Here is a 17,317-nt window from a genome sequence, read left to right on the forward strand (position 1 = left end):
CTGCCTTTTCATATAGGGTGTCAGTCATTTCATATCTGACATCATAAATTTATCTTACCATTAAATAGAAAGCAGTTGAACATCTATGCATTATACCCGTATTTTACAAATGTTATTCTCTTATATCATCTTTTGAAAAAATTTTCCTCAACTTTTACAGTTAGATAACGATTCGGTAACAAACAACCTTTAACCCCCACATTCATGATAGTTTAATAGAAGTCTATGATGGTTAATAATTTATAGAGAACTGGGTGAACACACTATGTTATCAACGACAGAAATAGGAATTGATTTAGGTACAGCCAACACACTTGTATATAGTAAAAATAAAGGAATCGCTTTGAATGAACCTTCAGTAGTGGCGATTGATACTGAGACAAAGAATGTCCTTGCTGTCGGCAAGGAAGCAAAGGAAATGATCGGAAAGACTCCTGGAAAGATCGTAGCAATCCGCCCGTTAAAAGATGGTGTCATTGCTGATTTTGACGTGACAACTGAAATGCTGAAACAAATCATGAAGAAAGCTTCAAAAACGGGAGGATTTGCTCTCCGTAAACCGGATGTTGTCGTCTGCACACCTTCTGGTTCAACAAGTGTTGAACGACGTGCGATCCAGGATGCAGTCAGAAATGCTGGCGCTAAGAAGGTTCATCTCATCGAAGAACCAGTTGCTGCTGCTATTGGCGCGGGATTGCCTGTTGATGAACCGGTAGCGAACGTGGTCGTTGACATCGGCGGCGGCACAACTGAAGTCGCAATCATTTCATACGGCGGGGTCGTTGCCTGCCACTCCATTCGCATCGCTGGCGACAGATTGGACGAAGACATCGTTCAATACGTACGAAAAGAATACAATGTCCTCATTGGTGAAAGAACAGCTGAAAAAATCAAAATGGAAATTGGTTATGCGCTTGTTGACCATGAAATGATGGAAATGGAAATACGCGGACGTGACTTAGTAACTGGACTGCCAAAGACCGTTACCCTGAACTCTTATGAAATCAGGGACACACTAAAAGAATCCCTGCTTCATATCATGGAAGCGATTCGGGCTACACTTGAAGACTGCCCTGCAGAACTTAGCGGTGATATTGTAGACCGCGGCGTGATCCTTTCTGGTGGCGGCGCTTTGTTGAACGGAATGCAGGATTGGCTTGGAAGCGAGATGGTCGTTCCCGTACACATCGCTCCAAACCCGTTGGAATCCGTTGCAATCGGTACAGGTAAAGCGTTGCAGTACATCCATAAACTACAGCCTGCTGTGAAATAAATACAAGTGACGAAAAGCTCGCGAATTGATTTCGCGATCTTTTCGTTTAATTTTTCAAGAATTCTTTTAATCACCAGCTTTTGGGCTCATAAGTTCCCAACTCCTTCTGGCAAATGAATCCTGCTTTTCTACAGATACTTCTCTTTAATCATTTTCAGATGATGACGTTCATGCCCAGCTATCATATATGCGACTGTTTCCACCGAAACGTCGAATCCATTCGCATTGCTCCGGTACTTTAACGAGTTCTGCGGCAGGCCTTTTAACAAACTAATCGTTGCTCGTCTAACATTCTGGTAATCTTCAAGCAGTTCAGCCATTGGGCGAACGTAAAAGGAAGCTTTCCTTACAAATTCATTCTCATCGAATCCCATGAGAGGGTTCTGGTCCCCTCTCCCAATGCGAAGGATTCTGTAGGCCATTATTCTTTCAGTATCTGTTAGGTGTCCAAGCACCTCGGACAAAGTCCATTTCCCTTCCTCATACCGGTAGCCGGCCTGATCTTCGGTTACTTGGGATAATAGATTATATGTAGTATCCAGTTGCTCAGTAAGAATCTCGACAATGTCCCCTTCTGGAATCATTTTAATATAATTCCTTGTATAGGCTGGGAATTCTTCTGAATTTGGTCGTTTAAACATTCTAAATCCACTTCCTTTCCTCATTTATATAGTTATTCGTGTATTATGGGATTTTTCCTCTAATATAATTTAACAGGCACTGCTCAGATAAACAGTGCCTGCTTATTCACTCTTTATATTGTTTCCTCAGTCTATTAAAATACAGGAAAACCGGCAAAGGAATGACGATAAAGCCCAGGCTTTTGATAATTTGATTGACTGCCCTGTCTTTTTGCCGTGCCTTTTCTTCTGTGACATACAGGTCATAATTGGTGCGAAGTTCTTCCTCCGTCAGTTCTGTTTTGGGATTTTCAATCTTCCCTAAGGTCATATTTTGCTTATATTCTGTAAAACTTTGATAATAGCCAGTTGGGCTGACAAGATCCGCCGTCGCCATGAAGATCGAAACCCCTCCGCCGATGACCATCATCAATGTAGCAAACAATACTAGATACGTATATAAATGTCTCACCACTTTCTCTCCCCCTTGCTCTTTATTTTTCATTGCAAAAGCTACAATAAATATCAGTACAACTACAGGTACTATGGAAAATACCAATGAGAATACGAACAATATATCGCCCCCTTTGTATATTATAAGAGCCTATAAACCATTTCATGATTTCATCAGAATTATTTATATTTTTCCTATTAGTGTAATTTTACACTATTTTAAAATAAAATCAAAGAATTTTTATCCAACAGGAGTAAAATTTTCTAAACAACAAAAAAAACAGTGCTCCTAATTGGAACACTGTTTCTTCTGACTTACATGACCCGCTTAAACATTTTCTCCATTTCATATGTGGAGTAGTGGACAATGATCGGCCGGCCATGCGGACATGTGAACGGGTCGGACGAACGCCGCAATTCATCCAGCAATGCTTGGATCTCATCGGTGCGCAGGTGATGATTTGCTTTGATGGATGCCTTGCAGCTCATCATGATGGCTGCTTCTTCTCTAAGCTTTTTAATATCCACTTTTTTCATCATCAGGAGTTGTTCAATCATGTCTTCAATCAGCTCTTTTTCCTCTCCGCCAGGGAACCACTGCGGGTGTGAGCGGACGATGAAGCTGTTATAGCCGAATGGCTCAAGGAAGACCCCCACTTTTTCCAGCTCATGTTGGTGCTCATTGATTTTTATGCACTCATCGGCTGAGTATTCAAGTGTTATTGGCATGAGCATTTCCTGAAGCTCAGTCGCTACCTCGCCTACCTTGTCCCTGAAATACTCATACTTGATTCTCTCCTGGGCAGCATGCTGGTCAATTATATATAATCCGCGGTCGTTCTGGGCGAGAATATAAGTACCGTGCATTTGCCCGATTGGATAAAGAGGAGGGACACGGGAAGCCTGTACTTCAGCAGGCTGTTCGGAAGCTGCTGTTGAAGCAGCCGGATCTGTCTTTCCATCTTCTTGAACAAATTCGTTTTCATCAGGTGCAGCAAAGGAAAGTGCCGGATTCTCTTGAGCTACCAAGGCGTTTCTCCAGTCAGGAGCTTCCTGCTGTGAAGCACTTTGTCGTTCATCAGCTTTATAGCTTTTGGTCAGTTCATCAGCTTTACCCTCTACCAATGGCCTGCGCTCAATGGTTGACTGAATCAATGAAGCCATCTCTTCAGCTTTAGGCAAATGGTCCAGGTCCATGAATGTTTGTTCTGACTTGGGTTTCTCCTGCTTCTGGGTAACCATCCCAGCCGGGATTAATTCCTTCGTCTTAAAAGCGTTCTTTATTACGCTCGAGACAAGCTCATTCAACTCCTGCTCCTTACTCAATCGCACTTCCATCTTGGATGGATGGACGTTCACATCAATCAAGAGCGGATCCATTTCAATATTCAACAGGACAACTGGATACCTGCCAATCGGGAGCAACGTATGGTAGCCTTCCTGGATTGCTTTAACCAGGGCATAATTTTTGATAAAACGGCCATTAATCATAGTCGAAATATAGTTTCGTGATGCCCTGGTGATTTCCGGCATTGAAATATAGCCGCTAATTTTATAATCCAGAGACTCTCCTCTGATTGGAATCATAGCTTTGACCATATTAATACCGTAAATGGCAGCCAGCACCTGGCGAACATCCCCATTTCCTGTCGTCTTCAGAAGCTGGCGTCCATTATGGACAAGCCTGAAGGAGATATCTGGATTTGCCAGCGCCAGGCGGTTGACGACATCGGTAATATTGCCAAGTTCGGTATGGATTGTCTTCATGTATTTAAGGCGTGCCGGAGTATTAAAAAACAGGTCTGAAATACTGATATCCGTACCTTTGCGGCTGTCGGCCTTCACCACTGATTTGACCTTGCCGCCTTCGATGACCACTTTATTGCCTTCAATACCGGTAGATGTTTTCATTTCAAGCCTTGAGACAGAGGCAATACTCGGCAGCGCTTCTCCCCTGAACCCGAGAGTCCTGATCCGGAACAAGTCGTTTTCATTCTTGATCTTGCTCGTGGCATGCCGCTGGAAGGCCACAAGAACATCATCCTCCTCTATGCCGTCTCCATTATCTGTGATCCTGATCCTGGCCAGTCCTGCTTCCTCGAGATCAATCTCAATCACGGTACTGTTGGCATCAATCGCGTTCTCCACCAGTTCCTTCACAACCGATGCCGGCCGCTCTACTACCTCACCGGCAGCAATCTTGTTTGATAATGCATCGTCAAGTTGAATAATTTTCGCCATTCCGTCTCACCTCCAGCTATTAGTATTTTCTTAAGCGTTTTATGAGGAACATATTTACTTACGCAGCTTTTTTTGCAGCTCGTAAAGCATGTTCATGGCCTGTAAAGGAGTCATATCAAGGATTTCCAAACCGTTCAATTGTTCAATAACCTGCTTCTCCTTTTTGCTCGAACCGCCAGCTTTCTTCTGTTCTGGCTCTTCATCAAAAAATGATAATTGAGCTGCGGCTGCCGTTTCCGCAGCCTGAAGGACGCTTTGTTTGTCTTGCACATTTTGCATTGGTTCGCGCACAGAGTCGGCGCTCTTTTTAAGTCCTGAAGACACCTGAGTATCCGTATGCTCGAGTATTTGCAGGATTTCAGCAGCACGTTCAATCAGATCTGCCGGCAATTCAGCAAGCTGGGCAACGTGAATTCCGTAACTCTTATCCGCTGCACCCTCCCTGATTTTATGAAGAAAGACTACTTTTCCATTTTGTTCAACTGCACTCACATGTACATTCTTCAATTTATTTAATTCATTTTCCAGTGAAGTCATTTCATGATAGTGTGTCGAAAAAAGCGTCTTTGCGCTGATTTTATCATGGATATATTCAATCATAGCCTGGGCCAGTGCCATGCCGTCATAAGTTGAGGTTCCACGGCCGATTTCATCAAATAGGATCAAGCTATCCTTCGTCGCATTGGTAATGGCGTTCTTTGCCTCCAGCATCTCGACCATGAAAGTACTTTGTCCGGAAACAAGATCATCTGCCGCACCAATCCTGGTGAAAACCTGATCGAATATCGGCATGACCGCCTCAGTCGCCGGAACAAAACAGCCGATTTGAGCCATGATTGCTGTCAGGGCAACCTGGCGCATATATGTGCTTTTACCAGACATATTCGGTCCGGTAATCAGAAGGACTTCGCGGTCGTTGTCCATATAGCAATCGTTTGGCACGTATTCCTGGGCATCCATCACCTTTTCGACAACTGGATGGCGTCCATCCTTCAGGACAATTTTTCGATCAGCTGAGAAAACAGGTCTTACATAATGGCGCTGTTCACTCAGCTCTGCAAACCCCAGAATGACATCAAGCTCACTAAGAGCCCGTGCAAGCCCCTGCAATCTAGGAATATATTCTTTTATCGTCTCGCGGATTCCGGTGAATAACTGATATTCAAGCTCGACACTTTTTTCCTCGGCCGCGAGGATCAAGTCTTCCTTTTCCTTCAGCTCAGGCGTGATAAAGCGCTCCGCATTAGACAGCGTCTGCTTCCGCTCATACTGGCCTTCCTGAAGAAGATGCAGGTTCGCCTTCGTTACTTCAATATAGTAGCCAAACACTCGGTTATAGCCAACCTTTAAGGATTTTATCCCTGTTTTCTTGCGCTCATCCCGCTCCAGCATAGCAATCCACGTTTTTCCATTTCGGCTTGCATCTCGGTATTGGTCAAGCTGTTGATCGTAACCATCGCGAATGATATTCCCTTCCTTGACAGAAATCGGAGGATTATCGACGATTGCCTGTTCAAGCAGATCCGCTGCCTCCTCGCAAGGATCAAGTCTATCTGCCATATGGACAGCTTCCTCGTGGGGAAGACTCTCCAAAATATGTTTTAGCGATGGCACCTGTAATAAAGATCTTTTTAGCTGCATCAAATCTCTTGGATTAAGATTGCCAAAAGCAACCCTTCCAGCCAAACGTTCAAGGTCGTATACCTCTTTCAACTTTTCCCGTAATTCCTGGCGTTCAAAAAACTGTCCGACAAAAAGCTGGACCAGTTCCTGACGACGGCCGATCTCAGCTTTGTCAATCAGCGGCCTGTTGATCCATTGCTTCAGCATCCTGCCGCCCATTGCGGTCATCGTTTCATCAAGCAGCCATAAAAGTGTTCCCTTTTTTGCTGTAGAGCGTATGGTCTCTGTCAGTTCAAGGTTACGCTTGGAAAAGTAATCAATTTTCATATATTGCTGTACCTGATAGACAGATACCTTTTGCAAATGATCAAGGCTTCGCTTCTGCGTCCGGTATAAATAATTGAATAATCTTGAAGCCGTGCTCTTTAACTGTTCATTCTCAAGGTTCGAAAATAGAACTGAAAAAGTTTCATTCATTTCAGTGTTATCCTCTATTGACAGCGCCAGAATGGAACGCTCCTTCAGTTTCTTCTGGATTTCCGGTGAAAGCGTGCTTTGGATGACAACTTCCTTTGCTCCAGAAATCGATAATTCGTTAATAAGGTCTTCGATACTGCCGTTAATTAAAGTAGCCCTGCTTTCCCCTGTCGACAGGTCGCTGCAGGCAAAACCATATATGTTTCCCGGAAAAGCCGAAACAGTAGCGATAAAGTTATTTTCTTTTTCAAGTAGCCCTCGGCCTTCCATGACGGTTCCCGGAGTGATTAGCTGGACAACCTCCCGCTTAACGACACCTTTGGCAGTCTTGGGATCTTCTGTTTGTTCACATATCGCAACTTTATAGCCTTTATTAATCAACTGTTCAATATAGTTAGGAGCTGAATGGTAAGGAACACCGCACATCGGAATCCGTTCCTCGCCGCCGCCTTCTCTGCTCGTCAGTGTTATTTCAAGTTCCTGGGATGCCTTTAACGCATCCTCGAAGAACATTTCATAAAAATCTCCCAAACGGAAAAATAAAAAGGCATCCTGGTAATCCGCCTTCACTTGCAGGTATTGCTTGATCATAGGGGTATATGCAGCCATATTCTCCTCCAAAATTCACTTTGCTTTTATTAAAGGCTCTGTTAAACTCGGCTGGTGATTTTCGTTCCAGGCGCTTCGCTTTCCGCGGGGAAGAATTAAGAAAAAGCCCTACTGCCGGCTTTTTCAAAGATCAAATTCTTCCTTGCAGTCGGGGAGCCTCCTCGGCGCTTTATGCGCCTGCGGGGTCCCCCCATGACTTGCTCATCCCGCAGGAGTCTGCGCGCCTTCCACTACAATCAACAGGGCTTTAAAATAACATCTGTCTATAACAGAGCCTTATTGTAAGGTCAATGCAGGGAATCCGCTTTGACCGTTTTCCATTCTCTTATTCTTTTTCGGGCAATGCACTTCTTCTGCTTTTACCGTCTTCCGCGCACACACTCTTTTTTGGGGAATGCACACTGGAAAAAGCTCTCTTTTCGACTATTATTCTAAATATCTATTATAACTCGACAAAATATAATTTTCGATAGAATCCACTTAAAAAGAATTACCAGTCCCAATAAGGACTGGCATTTTTCAATCATATTTCATTTTTTTCAACCCGATGGTAAAAAATAGTAAGCTGAATACTAGCAATACTAGTGTTGAATTTCGGAGTGCAGGGAGATAAAGGCTTCCGCTGACTATTTCACGAAATCCTGTGATCATCCAGCTCTGGGGCACTGCCTTAGCTATTTGCTGCATGAATTCCGGCACAATCTCTATTGGCCAGTAAACACCTCCGAGCATACATGTACTGACAATCAACACAGCACTCAGCGCACTAGCCTGCTGTCTCGTCTTTACGATGCTGGCCATCATCAGGCCAAAGCCGACAATCGTTATGATGACGAGTGCAGCAAATGGAACGAAGTAAAACAAATTGCCCCACTTTGAACCATAAATTAAGTACATGACAATCATGAGGACGATTAATTGGATGGCTCCCATCAAGAAATATGAGAATAGGTATCCTGTCATCACCTGGACTTTCGTGGTTGGTGACGTGAGCAGACGCTGCCATGTGCCACCGATTTTTTCATCAAGAATGGTGGAAGCTGCTCCTGAAATTCCAAACATCATGAACATAATCGTAAAGCCAATTGCCAGCATGCCGACGGAACCAGTTTTTGATTCTTCCTTTTGAATGACTCTACTGCTGATCTCCAGTGGTTCTCGCGCTGCCGCTTTTTCTAGTATAGCCTTGAAGGCCAATGCATCTTGTTCAGGGGACATTTCAAGGGTTTGAATAACAGTCCTCCCAACACCTTCTACATAACTTTTTAACGCAAGATACTCCTGAGTTTTCCTTTGGGCAACTAGTTGAAAAAGAGGCTTACCGGAATCATAGCTCTCTACTGCCGATTCAGCGATTATCACCGCTGCAATTGCCTCTTGGCTTTCGACCGATTCTCTGGCTTGCTTTTCATCCACATTTCGCCAGGTATACTGGCCATTTGATGACAGTAACTCGATAATCCTGCTGTTTGATTCATCACTTTGTGCTACCATCAGCACAACCGGTTTATTCCGCGAAGATCCTTCTGAGCCAATTCCTCCAAAAATAAGACTGAACATAATTGGCATAATGAACATCATCACAATCGCTGAAGGTGATTTGAACAATGATTTCAGGTGTAAAAACGCGATGGACAAAATATTACGCATGCAAAGCCCTCCTCCCTGCAGAAAGGGATACAAACGCAAATAGAAGTGATACTAGACCAATCACAATTAAAATGCCTGCTTCTATCAGTATTTGCCATACTCCTGCACCTGACATTAACTCCAGGAATGTTTGGAGGGCAAGAGCATTTGGAAGGACTTTGACGACCGTATTGACCCAGTCAGGAAAAATATACAATGGGACCATGCTGCCCCCAACAGCCGCCATTATTTGAGTAGCCAGCATTCCTGCTGCATTGAATGTTTTCTCTTTTTTGACAAGAGCTCCAAGGAGTACCCCCAGCCCGCTGACACTAAAAACAAAAGCAAAGCCTACAATAATGACCCCAATCATTGACTCTCCCCACCGAACATCATAAAGATAATGTGTCCCAAGAATAATAATGAAAAATTGAACTGAAGACATAAACAGCAAGCCAATAAACTTGCCAATTAAGTAATGTTGATTAGACAGTTTTGTAACAAGCAGACGATTGTATACATCTTGTTCCTTTTCATCAATCATTGCGCTTACTCCGGTAATAACCGTCATCAGCAAGAACATGACACCCATACCGGCTGCATAATACTGGAATGAGCCCACTGGTTTTTGATCCTGTTCGACCGCTACTTCTTCAACAAAGTCATAATCAGCTTCCGCCAATTGAGACAAAGCAGGAAGGGCTTTGCCAAAACCGGATGGATCAGCGACCTCCATTGCTATTACATTTACAGCGGCACTCTGAGTGAACTGCAGCATGACATTCTCGACGATCGATGATTGAATAGAAGCTGACGGAATGGAGATGACCTGCACCTCAGAATTTCCACCCGAAATGACATGGGCGGAAAAATCATGCGGAATAATGATTCCAACGGAAATCTCCTGCTGCTTTAAACTGCCTTCCAGCTTCTCCTCGGTCATTGCCTCTGCAGAAATGAGCTCTGGAAGGCCTTTTTTGAATACCTCTTGAGACAAGACACTGCCAAGCTGACCTTCATCATGATTCACAATACCGACCTCGAATTTTTTAATCGAAGCTGCTTCTTCTTCATCCATCATATTGCCGAATGCTGCACCAAGGATTCCGATCAATAAGATCGGCATAAAAACAAGCGTCAACAGTGCCTTACGGTCTCTTCCCATGAGAAGCGCATCTTTTAGTGCCAGCCACCAAAAACCCATATCAACTACCTCCTTAATCCCTTAAACTTCGGCCAGTTAGGTGGAGGAACACACTCTCTAGGTTCGGTTTCACGACTTCAACGGAAGTGATTTCAAAACCCGCTCCGGTAACTGACTGAATTAATTCACTTAGCACGTTTTGTGGCTCTTTATGAAAAATTGCCAGCTCATCGTGATTCAATGACAGGTCTTTTTCAGGTATCGATGGAGACAATATCGTCTTTATGTTTTCAAGGTTTAGTGCCCTGGAAAAGTTCATGACAATACGTGAACGATCACCGATTGTCTCCCTTAACTCCGAAATGGTTCCCGATGTAATGAATTGTCCCTTATCCATAATGCCGATCTTTTCACAAAGATACTCAACTTCCTCCATATAGTGACTTGTATAGATAACAGTCATCCCTTCTGCATTCAGTTTTTTCACTGTTTCAAGGATATGGCTGCGGGATTGCGGATCAATACCTACAGTCGGTTCATCCATGATCAATAACTCCGGATTATGTAAAATGGCAGCACCGATATTGACTCTCCTCTTCATACCGCCAGAAAAAGTCTCTACTTTTTCCCTGGCCCGATCGGTCAATCCGATGATTTCAAGTACTTCATTTATCCTTTTTTGCAAGTGGTTTCCTCTTAAACCGTACATTCTTCCCCAGAATGAAAGGTTTTCCCTCGCACTCATCGTTTGGTATAGCGCAATTTCCTGAGGAACAATGCCTAAAAACGCTTGCCCCTGCTTTGGCTGTCTGACCATATCAATGCCTGCAATATCAATGGTTCCTGAACTTGGCGGAAATAACCCTGATATCATCTGGATGGTGGTGGTCTTTCCTGCGCCATTTGGCCCCAAAAGACCAAATGACTCACCCTTTTGCACGGAAAAAGAAACATTCTTGACTGCCTCGAAATCTCTGAACCTCTTAGTCAATTGACTCACTTCCAAGACTTCCATTTAGACACCTACTTTCGACCTATATTGATTTCATTATCTCAGAAAAATTGCCTTCATGAAATAAATTCCAATTAATATATTTAAATTGTTTAAAAGATTCCCTCATGGATTATTGGCCTGTCATCTTGCAATATCCCCCTAAGCCAGGACATATTTAATCACATTAGAGAAATAAAAAAGCAAGACATATCTGTCCTGCTTCTAAGGTTGCAATACATTATATTTCAGTGCTGTCTCGACCCATTCATATCGTTTGTGCGTTCCTAGCTTCTCACCGATTTTCTGGCGGTGGTTTTCAACTGTTTTTACTGATATATCAAGTCTTTCCGCGATATCCTTTTGAGAGTATCCTTTTACAGTAAGAATGAAAACCTCTTTTTCTCGCTTTGTTATCGGAAGATCAACGAGATTGATTTGGTCACCTTCCGATTCATCTTCCCACACATGGGTGTCGAACACCTTTTGGTTTGCCAAAATTTTGTCCAGGGACTGGATGAGATCGTCCCGCTTCAGCTGCTTGATTAAATAGCCGTCAGCTCCGGCCTCGTAAGCTTTCTTCTGATACCCGATATCATCGTGCATCGAGAAAATGACTATTTTGGCATCCGGCAGAAGTTTCCGCAGCCTTTCCAATGTCGTCATTCCATCCAGGCCGCCCGGCATCGAAAGGTCCAGCAGTACCAGGTCGGCGGGGAAGTCCGCTGCAGCTTTAACAGCTTCATAGCCATCGCAGGCACAAATCCTTCCGTCAATGCAAAAAGATTGCTGCAAGAGCATGCTTAATCCGTCCCGGACAATTTCATGATCATCAATGATCATTAGGTTCATCTTCCCTCTCCCCCTCCTCTTTTGTTAAAGATACAAAGCCTTCTACCCTCGTAGGACCGCCTTCCTTACTGAGCCACTTAATGTCGCCATCAAGCATTTTACATCGTTCGTACATATGCTTCAGGCCGAGCCCTTTCGTTTTGCATCCAGTGGAAATGAAGCCATTGCCATTATCGTATAACTGAAAAAATATATATTGATAGAATGTTTTTAAATGGATGGAGAAATAGGTTGCTTTTCCATGGCGAACCGAATTTGTGATACTTTCCTGGATGATCCTGAATAGATGGAGTTCTTTTTCTGGATCCAGTTTTTGTTCCTTATCAAGCTCCATCTCCAAAAAGATTTCTATCTGGTATAGCTTTCTCCAGTCCTTTACTGCTTGACGAAGCGATTTCTCCAAACCAATGTCATAAACGATTTCCGGTCTGAGGCTTTTTGTCAGACGCTTAATATCTTCAAGGGTTTTTTCCATGACATGGACCATGTTGGTGACATGATTTTGATACTTTTCTTCGCTAATGTTCTGTTTAATGACCTCGAGGCCAAGGAAAATGCTATAGACACTTTGTCCAATATGATCATGCAGTTCCATGGCAATCCTTTTGCGCTCTGCCTCCTGGGCGAGCAGCGTTTCTTGTACAAGCAGCTCATGGAATCGTGCCCGCTCGCTATTCTCATTACGTACAGGCGGCCGTATTCTGAGTACATAGTATACTTCTTCCGATATAATCATTTTCTTCAAAGACATTTCAAATTCTTCAAGTCCTTCATACACCGCCAGATGGGAGTTGAAAAATGGAATCGGTTCATCAGAAGTTAGAATACAGCGATTTTCATTCTCGTCCTGCTCTCTTTCCTGGCAATAAGTGCAGTAGGGTACTTTCTCGCCAAGCTTCCAGCCAGTCATGTGAACTGCCTTTTCATTTAGATAATGGATACTCCGATCCTTATCCATTACAATCATGCCCTCAGGCAGATGGTCAATAATTTCCTCCAAAAATTCTGTTTGGATAACCATAAACTAATCCCTCGCTAAACATCTCTTCTTTGCAACTCCATTTTAACCCCTATTCTGGCTGGTACTCCGCCCCGTTTATTAACATTAAGTGAAATCTCAAGTGTTTTTATATACAAAAAAAGACCCAACAAGGGTCAAAATTTTTTTTGATATTTACTGTGTTGATCTGTTTCACCGAGGTAGTGAAATCCATTTGCACAATAGAATTGATTCAGTTTGCTGTTGTCGGCAACACAGTCTAATTTTAAATAGGTTTTGTCAGTTGAAATATTATCCTCAATCCATTTTAATATCTCTTTTCCAATACCTTTGCCGATATATGCGGGCAATACAGCCAGCCTGTGCAGATACATTGAATCTCCTTCAGGGTCCACACCAAATATATGGTTGTCCCATTCACTTTGGGTTGTCGAGAGGGTGAAAGTACCGATTAATTCTTCATCATTCAGGACGATATATGTTTCTTTTTGCTTTATGGCTTCCAGGATTTCCTCATCATCCCCTCCTTTTAATAGGTATCGCCATTGATTGATGCCATGATCTTGCATCCACTTTGCATTATTTTTCAGCATATCGATAATCTTTTCTCCATCTTCTTTTACAGCAAGTCTGACCAGACTATTTTCCAGCAAAAATGACACCCGCCTTCTATTATTTTAGTAAATTATTCGATATTTCAAGAGATATTCCTTTTTGCTATTTTGTTGCTTTGCCACCATTCTTGAAAAGAACCTGTTTTCCAAAATTATGTTCCAAAGTAAGCATAAACGCAAAAAGAGCAAAAAAAACAGGCTGAGCTCAGCCTGTTTTAAAGTTACGACATCATTTCAACGTATTGAGAACTGCCTCAATATCTTCATTGGTCATTTCGGCTGCCTGAGCCATTGTCCTGATATCCTTTGATGCCCAGTAATCATATAAACGTGCCAGGTCATTACGATTATATACCTGATTACCGTAGTGGCTGTAGAAATAGGCAACCAGAAGATTGGTAACATTTGCCGGCAGTTTATTGCGGGTTGAAATCGACCTTAGTGCAATATTCTCAAGTCCGCGGATATTATTATCAGTAAATTTTTCTACCACTTCAATTGGCATAGCGGTTTCACAAAAAGTAAGGAATTCTGGATCAGTTAATTGTTTGTTCATATAAAAATCTCCTGCATAATTTACTTTTTCAGTTCGCTTCCAGCGCATTCTCTATAAGTTTGATATCCATAAATATAGATTTTTTTATAGTGGCATCATCACATCGCTGGTACTCTTTATGAAGTCTTCTTAGTTCTTCGTTAAAGATTCGGTATTCAAAGTTGTTAATCATAATCTCCCTCATTATTTTACTGTTCTAAGAAATATTTTCCCATTTAAACCTATGGTCAAACAAATTTATCATGAGGAATGTGATTATGCTAACATTACCATTAAGCAGGTCAGAAAGGAAAGGGGTATTTTGGTTCATTTGAATTTCCCAACAAGGCTACCCTATTCCAGTCTATTTAGTCATTTTATCAATCCCATTTTTCAATTCATAATGCCTGTATTAGAAGGAACATCTTAACTGCTATTTCCCATCATCGTCAAGGCCTTTTGAACAGCCCAGCTTTGATGGTCATGAAACAACCTCTTTACAGCTTCCCCCGCTTCGATCCACTTAAGATGATGGTCCGCCTCTAAAGGTCCTCCCGTGCTTCCGGCTATTCTGGCAAAATAGAAGTGACCTTCAACGAGATAATATGTACAATCCTTCTCTGAGTAAAAATATCGCTGTGCTTTTCCGATCCATTCGCCGATTTCAAGAAGCTTTCCCATTTCTTCAATGCCTTCTCTTACAAGACACTCATCATGACTTTCACTTTCTTCCATGCCACCGCCAGGAAGGAAATATCTCCGATCATCCGTCTCGATTAATGCAACCAGATTTTCATTTTCATTTTCATTCAATATGATTCCATACACCCCAGGCCGCCATGTATAGTTTATTCCCGGTTTCATTTTCCCAAAAGTTATCATTCTTGCATCCCTACAATCCAAAAAAGTTTTTATTATCATGATAAACAACTACTATACTAAATTTTCAAAATTTATTAATTGGAACAATTTTCTTCATTTTACTTTTCGTGTTTTCATAAGAATCTCCTTCCTTTTCATTAAATTACTTTTTAACTATCTTTCCGCGGGTAAAAAAAATAGAGACTATGTTACTAGGAGTGAGATGATGGAACAGTATAAGAATTTGAATAAACAATATATCAGCGGAGAATGGCGAGATGGTACGGGCCAGAGCCGCTATCAGGATAAAAACCCGTATAACGAAGAAGTCTTGGCTGAATTCAAGATGGCTGGCATGGAAGATGTTAAAGAAGCGTATGAGTCTGCCAGGATAGCACAAAAAGAATGGGAGAATATCAATCCATTCGAACGTTCTACTATCATGGAAAATGCAGTCCGCATCATGTCGGAAAGAAGAAAGGAATTGGTAGAGTTACTTATAACAGAGTCTGGCTCTACCCATATCAAGGCAAATGTCGAGGTTGATTTCTGTATCGCCATCACTAGAGAGTCAGCGTCATTCCCATTAAGAATGGACGGCAAAATGGTGCCTTCACTTGTTCCCGGAAAGGAAAACCGTGTATACCGCAAACCACTAGGTGTGGTAGGTGTCATCAGTCCATTTAACTTTCCAATGTACTTATCAATGCGTTCCGTTGCACCTGCACTAGCAGTTGGTAATGGAGTCGTGTTGAAGCCTGATGAGCAGACTGCAATGAGTGGCGGTACTGTGATTGCGAAAATATTTGAAGAAGCAGGTCTGCCAAAAGGATTGCTTAATGTGACTGTATCTGATATTGGCGAAATCGGCGATTCATTCGTGGAGAATCCTGTTCCAAGAATGATTTCGTTTACTGGTTCAACTGGTGTCGGCCGCCATATCGGTGCGCTTTGCGGAAAAAACATTAAAAAAGTGGCCCTTGAGCTCGGCGGCAATAATGCACTTTTAGTCCTTGAGGATGCAAATATAGAGCATGCCATAAACTCTGCCATCTTCGGTAAATTCATGCACAATGGACAAATCTGCATGGCTGTTAACCGGGTGATCGTCCACAAGGACCGCTATGATGAATTCGTTGATAAGTTTGTGGAAAAAACTCAAAGCCTTAAAGCTGGTGATCCGCGTGAGCCTGATACTCTGATCGGACCGCTGATCAACCGCGGAGCTGTCGACCGGATCCTTAAAGATATAGAGAAGGCTAAATCCGAAGGAGCTGAAGTGGTGCTGGAAGGCTCCGCAAATGGCACGCTGATGACTCCATACGTGCTTACCGGCAGCAACGAGGTCGCAACGGCTAAGAACGAGATGTTCGGCCCAGTCGTAACAATCATTCCTGTTGAAAGTGAAGAAGAAGCAATTCGAATTGCTAACGGCACACCATTTGGGTTAAGCGGCGCTGTCCACGCAGGGTCTGTTGAAAAAGGTGTCGAAGTGGCCAAACAAATTGAATCGGGCATGGTCCATGTTAATGACCAAAGCGTCAACGATGAACCACTGGTTGCTTTTGGCGGTGAAAAGGATTCAGGTCTTGGAAGATTCGGCGGCGAATGGTCCCTTGAAGAATTTACAACTGTACAATGGATATCAGCCCAGACCAATCCACGCAAATACCCATTTTAACAAATCAAAAGCTGAACCTCAGGTTCAGCTTTTTTGTTCTTTTATGATCAAAAAATCGAGTTATCCGGTGCGGCCGCTTCTGCTGGATTCTTCCGTTTAAATCCCTGCTCTTTTAAAATATGTTTATATTTATCATAAGTCTTAGATTGCATTGCTTCAGTAACACGCGGCGTAAAATCAGCATCTACATGTTCGACAATCATATTGTAAAGCATTTGCATCCTTACATCCTGGTAGGCCATCTGGATATGGATGTTTTTCACATTCATATCTTTCATCATTAGAGCGGAATTGAAATTATCACTTCCCATTAGCTTAGAAACCGCCCTTGTTTCCAGAACAATGTCTTTTTCTTGTTCAGAGAGCTTTATTGATTTCATATTAATCTGTAAATCAGGCATTTCAGCAAGCTTTACTTCTTCTTTGTTATCCGGATCTATTAGTTTAAGCATTACTCTCACATGCTCCATGAGCATTTGGGTATTCAACTGAAGCAGTTTTTTTAATTCTTGATTGTCCACAATTTCATAGAAAATCTTTAACTTACTGATAACTCCTTCATGGGTCGGCAGGTGTTCAGCCATGATTCCTAAATCCGCAGCAGGCAAATTCATCTTAATAATCCCTCCTCGTTCATCATAGGCATTATATTCGGAAGCTTGCTATCTGTTCTCGGCCTACGAAAAAAGAAAAAGCGGGAGAGTTATCTCGATA

General features: G+C 42.6%; 15 protein-coding genes. 2 read left to right on the forward strand and 13 right to left on the reverse strand.

The annotated features are described in order from the left end of the window. Positions 1-265: 265 nt before the first annotated feature. Complete coding sequence (mreBH, locus tag J7E35_RS03475; protein WP_214776995.1) at positions 266-1,273, forward strand: rod-share determining protein MreBH; 1,008 nt, start codon at positions 266-268, stop codon at positions 1,271-1,273. 128 nt (positions 1,274-1,401) lie between these two features. Here the strand turns inward: mreBH and J7E35_RS03480 are convergent, their stop codons facing one another. The 12 genes from J7E35_RS03480 to J7E35_RS03535 all read right to left on the reverse strand — a co-directional run bounded on the left by J7E35_RS03480 (position 1,402) and on the right by J7E35_RS03535 (position 14,925). After that, positions 1,402-1,914 carry a DinB family protein gene (locus tag J7E35_RS03480; protein ID WP_214776997.1) on the reverse strand — a complete coding sequence of 171 codons (513 nt, stop codon included), beginning with the start codon at positions 1,912-1,914 and terminating at the stop codon, positions 1,402-1,404. Between the two features lie 106 nt (positions 1,915-2,020). Next, complete coding sequence (locus J7E35_RS03485; RefSeq protein ID WP_251040735.1) at positions 2,021-2,368, reverse strand: hypothetical protein; 348 nt, start codon at positions 2,366-2,368, stop codon at positions 2,021-2,023. A 293-nt stretch (positions 2,369-2,661) separates the two neighbouring features. After that, positions 2,662-4,587, reverse strand: a complete 1,926-nt coding sequence (mutL, locus tag J7E35_RS03490; protein ID WP_214777001.1) for a DNA mismatch repair endonuclease MutL — start codon at positions 4,585-4,587, stop codon at positions 2,662-2,664. 54 nt (positions 4,588-4,641) lie between these two features. Next, a complete protein-coding gene (gene mutS / locus J7E35_RS03495) occupies positions 4,642-7,296 on the reverse strand; it encodes a DNA mismatch repair protein MutS (RefSeq protein WP_214777003.1) in 2,655 nt (884 codons plus the stop codon). Positions 7,297-7,815: 519 nt separating this feature from the next. Further along, positions 7,816-8,946, reverse strand: a complete 1,131-nt coding sequence (locus J7E35_RS03500; RefSeq protein ID WP_214777005.1) for an ABC transporter permease — start codon at positions 8,944-8,946, stop codon at positions 7,816-7,818. Further along, on the reverse strand, positions 8,939-10,129 hold the full coding sequence (locus J7E35_RS03505; RefSeq protein ID WP_214777007.1) for an ABC transporter permease: 1,191 nt from the start codon (positions 10,127-10,129) through the stop codon (positions 8,939-8,941). The genes J7E35_RS03500 and J7E35_RS03505 overlap by 8 nt, the downstream gene beginning before the upstream one ends. Positions 10,130-10,142: 13 nt before the next feature. After that, complete coding sequence (locus J7E35_RS03510) at positions 10,143-11,084, reverse strand: ABC transporter ATP-binding protein (protein ID WP_214777009.1); 942 nt, start codon at positions 11,082-11,084, stop codon at positions 10,143-10,145. Positions 11,085-11,285: 201 nt separating this feature from the next. Next, positions 11,286-11,912, reverse strand: a complete 627-nt coding sequence (locus tag J7E35_RS03515) for a response regulator transcription factor (protein WP_214777011.1) — start codon at positions 11,910-11,912, stop codon at positions 11,286-11,288. Next, positions 11,893-12,933 carry a sensor histidine kinase gene (locus J7E35_RS03520; RefSeq protein ID WP_214777013.1) on the reverse strand — a complete coding sequence of 347 codons (1,041 nt, stop codon included), beginning with the start codon at positions 12,931-12,933 and terminating at the stop codon, positions 11,893-11,895. Before J7E35_RS03520 ends, J7E35_RS03515 begins: the two co-directional genes overlap by 20 nt. 134 nt (positions 12,934-13,067) lie before the next feature. Beyond that, complete coding sequence (locus J7E35_RS03525) at positions 13,068-13,505, reverse strand: GNAT family N-acetyltransferase (protein ID WP_214777694.1); 438 nt, start codon at positions 13,503-13,505, stop codon at positions 13,068-13,070. Positions 13,506-13,755: 250 nt separating this feature from the next. Then, positions 13,756-14,082 carry a hypothetical protein gene (locus tag J7E35_RS03530; protein ID WP_214777015.1) on the reverse strand — a complete coding sequence of 109 codons (327 nt, stop codon included), beginning with the start codon at positions 14,080-14,082 and terminating at the stop codon, positions 13,756-13,758. A gap of 405 nt (positions 14,083-14,487) precedes the next feature. Beyond that, positions 14,488-14,925 carry an NUDIX domain-containing protein gene (locus J7E35_RS03535; protein ID WP_214777017.1) on the reverse strand — a complete coding sequence of 146 codons (438 nt, stop codon included), beginning with the start codon at positions 14,923-14,925 and terminating at the stop codon, positions 14,488-14,490. Positions 14,926-15,148: 223 nt separating this feature from the next. Between J7E35_RS03535 and J7E35_RS03540 the strand changes: the two genes are divergently transcribed. Further along, entirely contained in the window at positions 15,149-16,603 is a 1,455-nt protein-coding gene (locus J7E35_RS03540; protein ID WP_214777019.1) for an aldehyde dehydrogenase family protein, read from the forward strand. Between the two features lie 47 nt (positions 16,604-16,650). Here the strand turns inward: J7E35_RS03540 and J7E35_RS03545 are convergent, their stop codons facing one another. Next, positions 16,651-17,217 (reverse strand): hypothetical protein, encoded by a 567-nt coding sequence (locus J7E35_RS03545; protein WP_214777021.1) that lies wholly within the window; start codon positions 17,215-17,217, stop codon positions 16,651-16,653. Positions 17,218-17,317: the final 100 nt, after the last annotated feature.

Source organism: Bacillus sp. ISL-45 (assembly GCF_018613195.1).
GTDB lineage: Bacteria > Bacillota > Bacilli > Bacillales > Cytobacillaceae > Mesobacillus.

Bases quoted from the DNA above. Each gene is read 5' to 3' on its own strand.
- J7E35_RS03520 (WP_214777013.1), bottom strand. From the start codon at position 12,933: ATGGTTATCCAAACAGAATTTTTGGAGGAAATTATTGACCATCTGCCT.
- J7E35_RS03525 (WP_214777694.1), bottom strand. From the start codon at position 13,505: ATGCTGAAAAATAATGCAAAGTGGATGCAAGATCATGGCATCAATCAA.
- J7E35_RS03530 (WP_214777015.1), bottom strand. From the start codon at position 14,082: ATGAACAAACAATTAACTGATCCAGAATTCCTTACTTTTTGTGAAACC.
- mutS (WP_214777003.1), bottom strand. From the start codon at position 7,296: ATGGCTGCATATACCCCTATGATCAAGCAATACCTGCAAGTGAAGGCG.
- J7E35_RS03535 (WP_214777017.1), bottom strand. From the start codon at position 14,925: ATGAAACCGGGAATAAACTATACATGGCGGCCTGGGGTGTATGGAATC.
- J7E35_RS03515 (WP_214777011.1), bottom strand. From the start codon at position 11,912: ATGAACCTAATGATCATTGATGATCATGAAATTGTCCGGGACGGATTA.
- J7E35_RS03480 (WP_214776997.1), bottom strand. From the start codon at position 1,914: ATGTTTAAACGACCAAATTCAGAAGAATTCCCAGCCTATACAAGGAAT.
- J7E35_RS03500 (WP_214777005.1), bottom strand. From the start codon at position 8,946: ATGCGTAATATTTTGTCCATCGCGTTTTTACACCTGAAATCATTGTTC.
- J7E35_RS03540 (WP_214777019.1), top strand. From the start codon at position 15,149: ATGGAACAGTATAAGAATTTGAATAAACAATATATCAGCGGAGAATGG.
- mutL (WP_214777001.1), bottom strand. From the start codon at position 4,587: ATGGCGAAAATTATTCAACTTGACGATGCATTATCAAACAAGATTGCT.
- mreBH (WP_214776995.1), top strand. From the start codon at position 266: ATGTTATCAACGACAGAAATAGGAATTGATTTAGGTACAGCCAACACA.
- J7E35_RS03545 (WP_214777021.1), bottom strand. From the start codon at position 17,217: ATGAATTTGCCTGCTGCGGATTTAGGAATCATGGCTGAACACCTGCCG.
- J7E35_RS03505 (WP_214777007.1), bottom strand. From the start codon at position 10,129: ATGGGTTTTTGGTGGCTGGCACTAAAAGATGCGCTTCTCATGGGAAGA.
- J7E35_RS03510 (WP_214777009.1), bottom strand. From the start codon at position 11,084: ATGGAAGTCTTGGAAGTGAGTCAATTGACTAAGAGGTTCAGAGATTTC.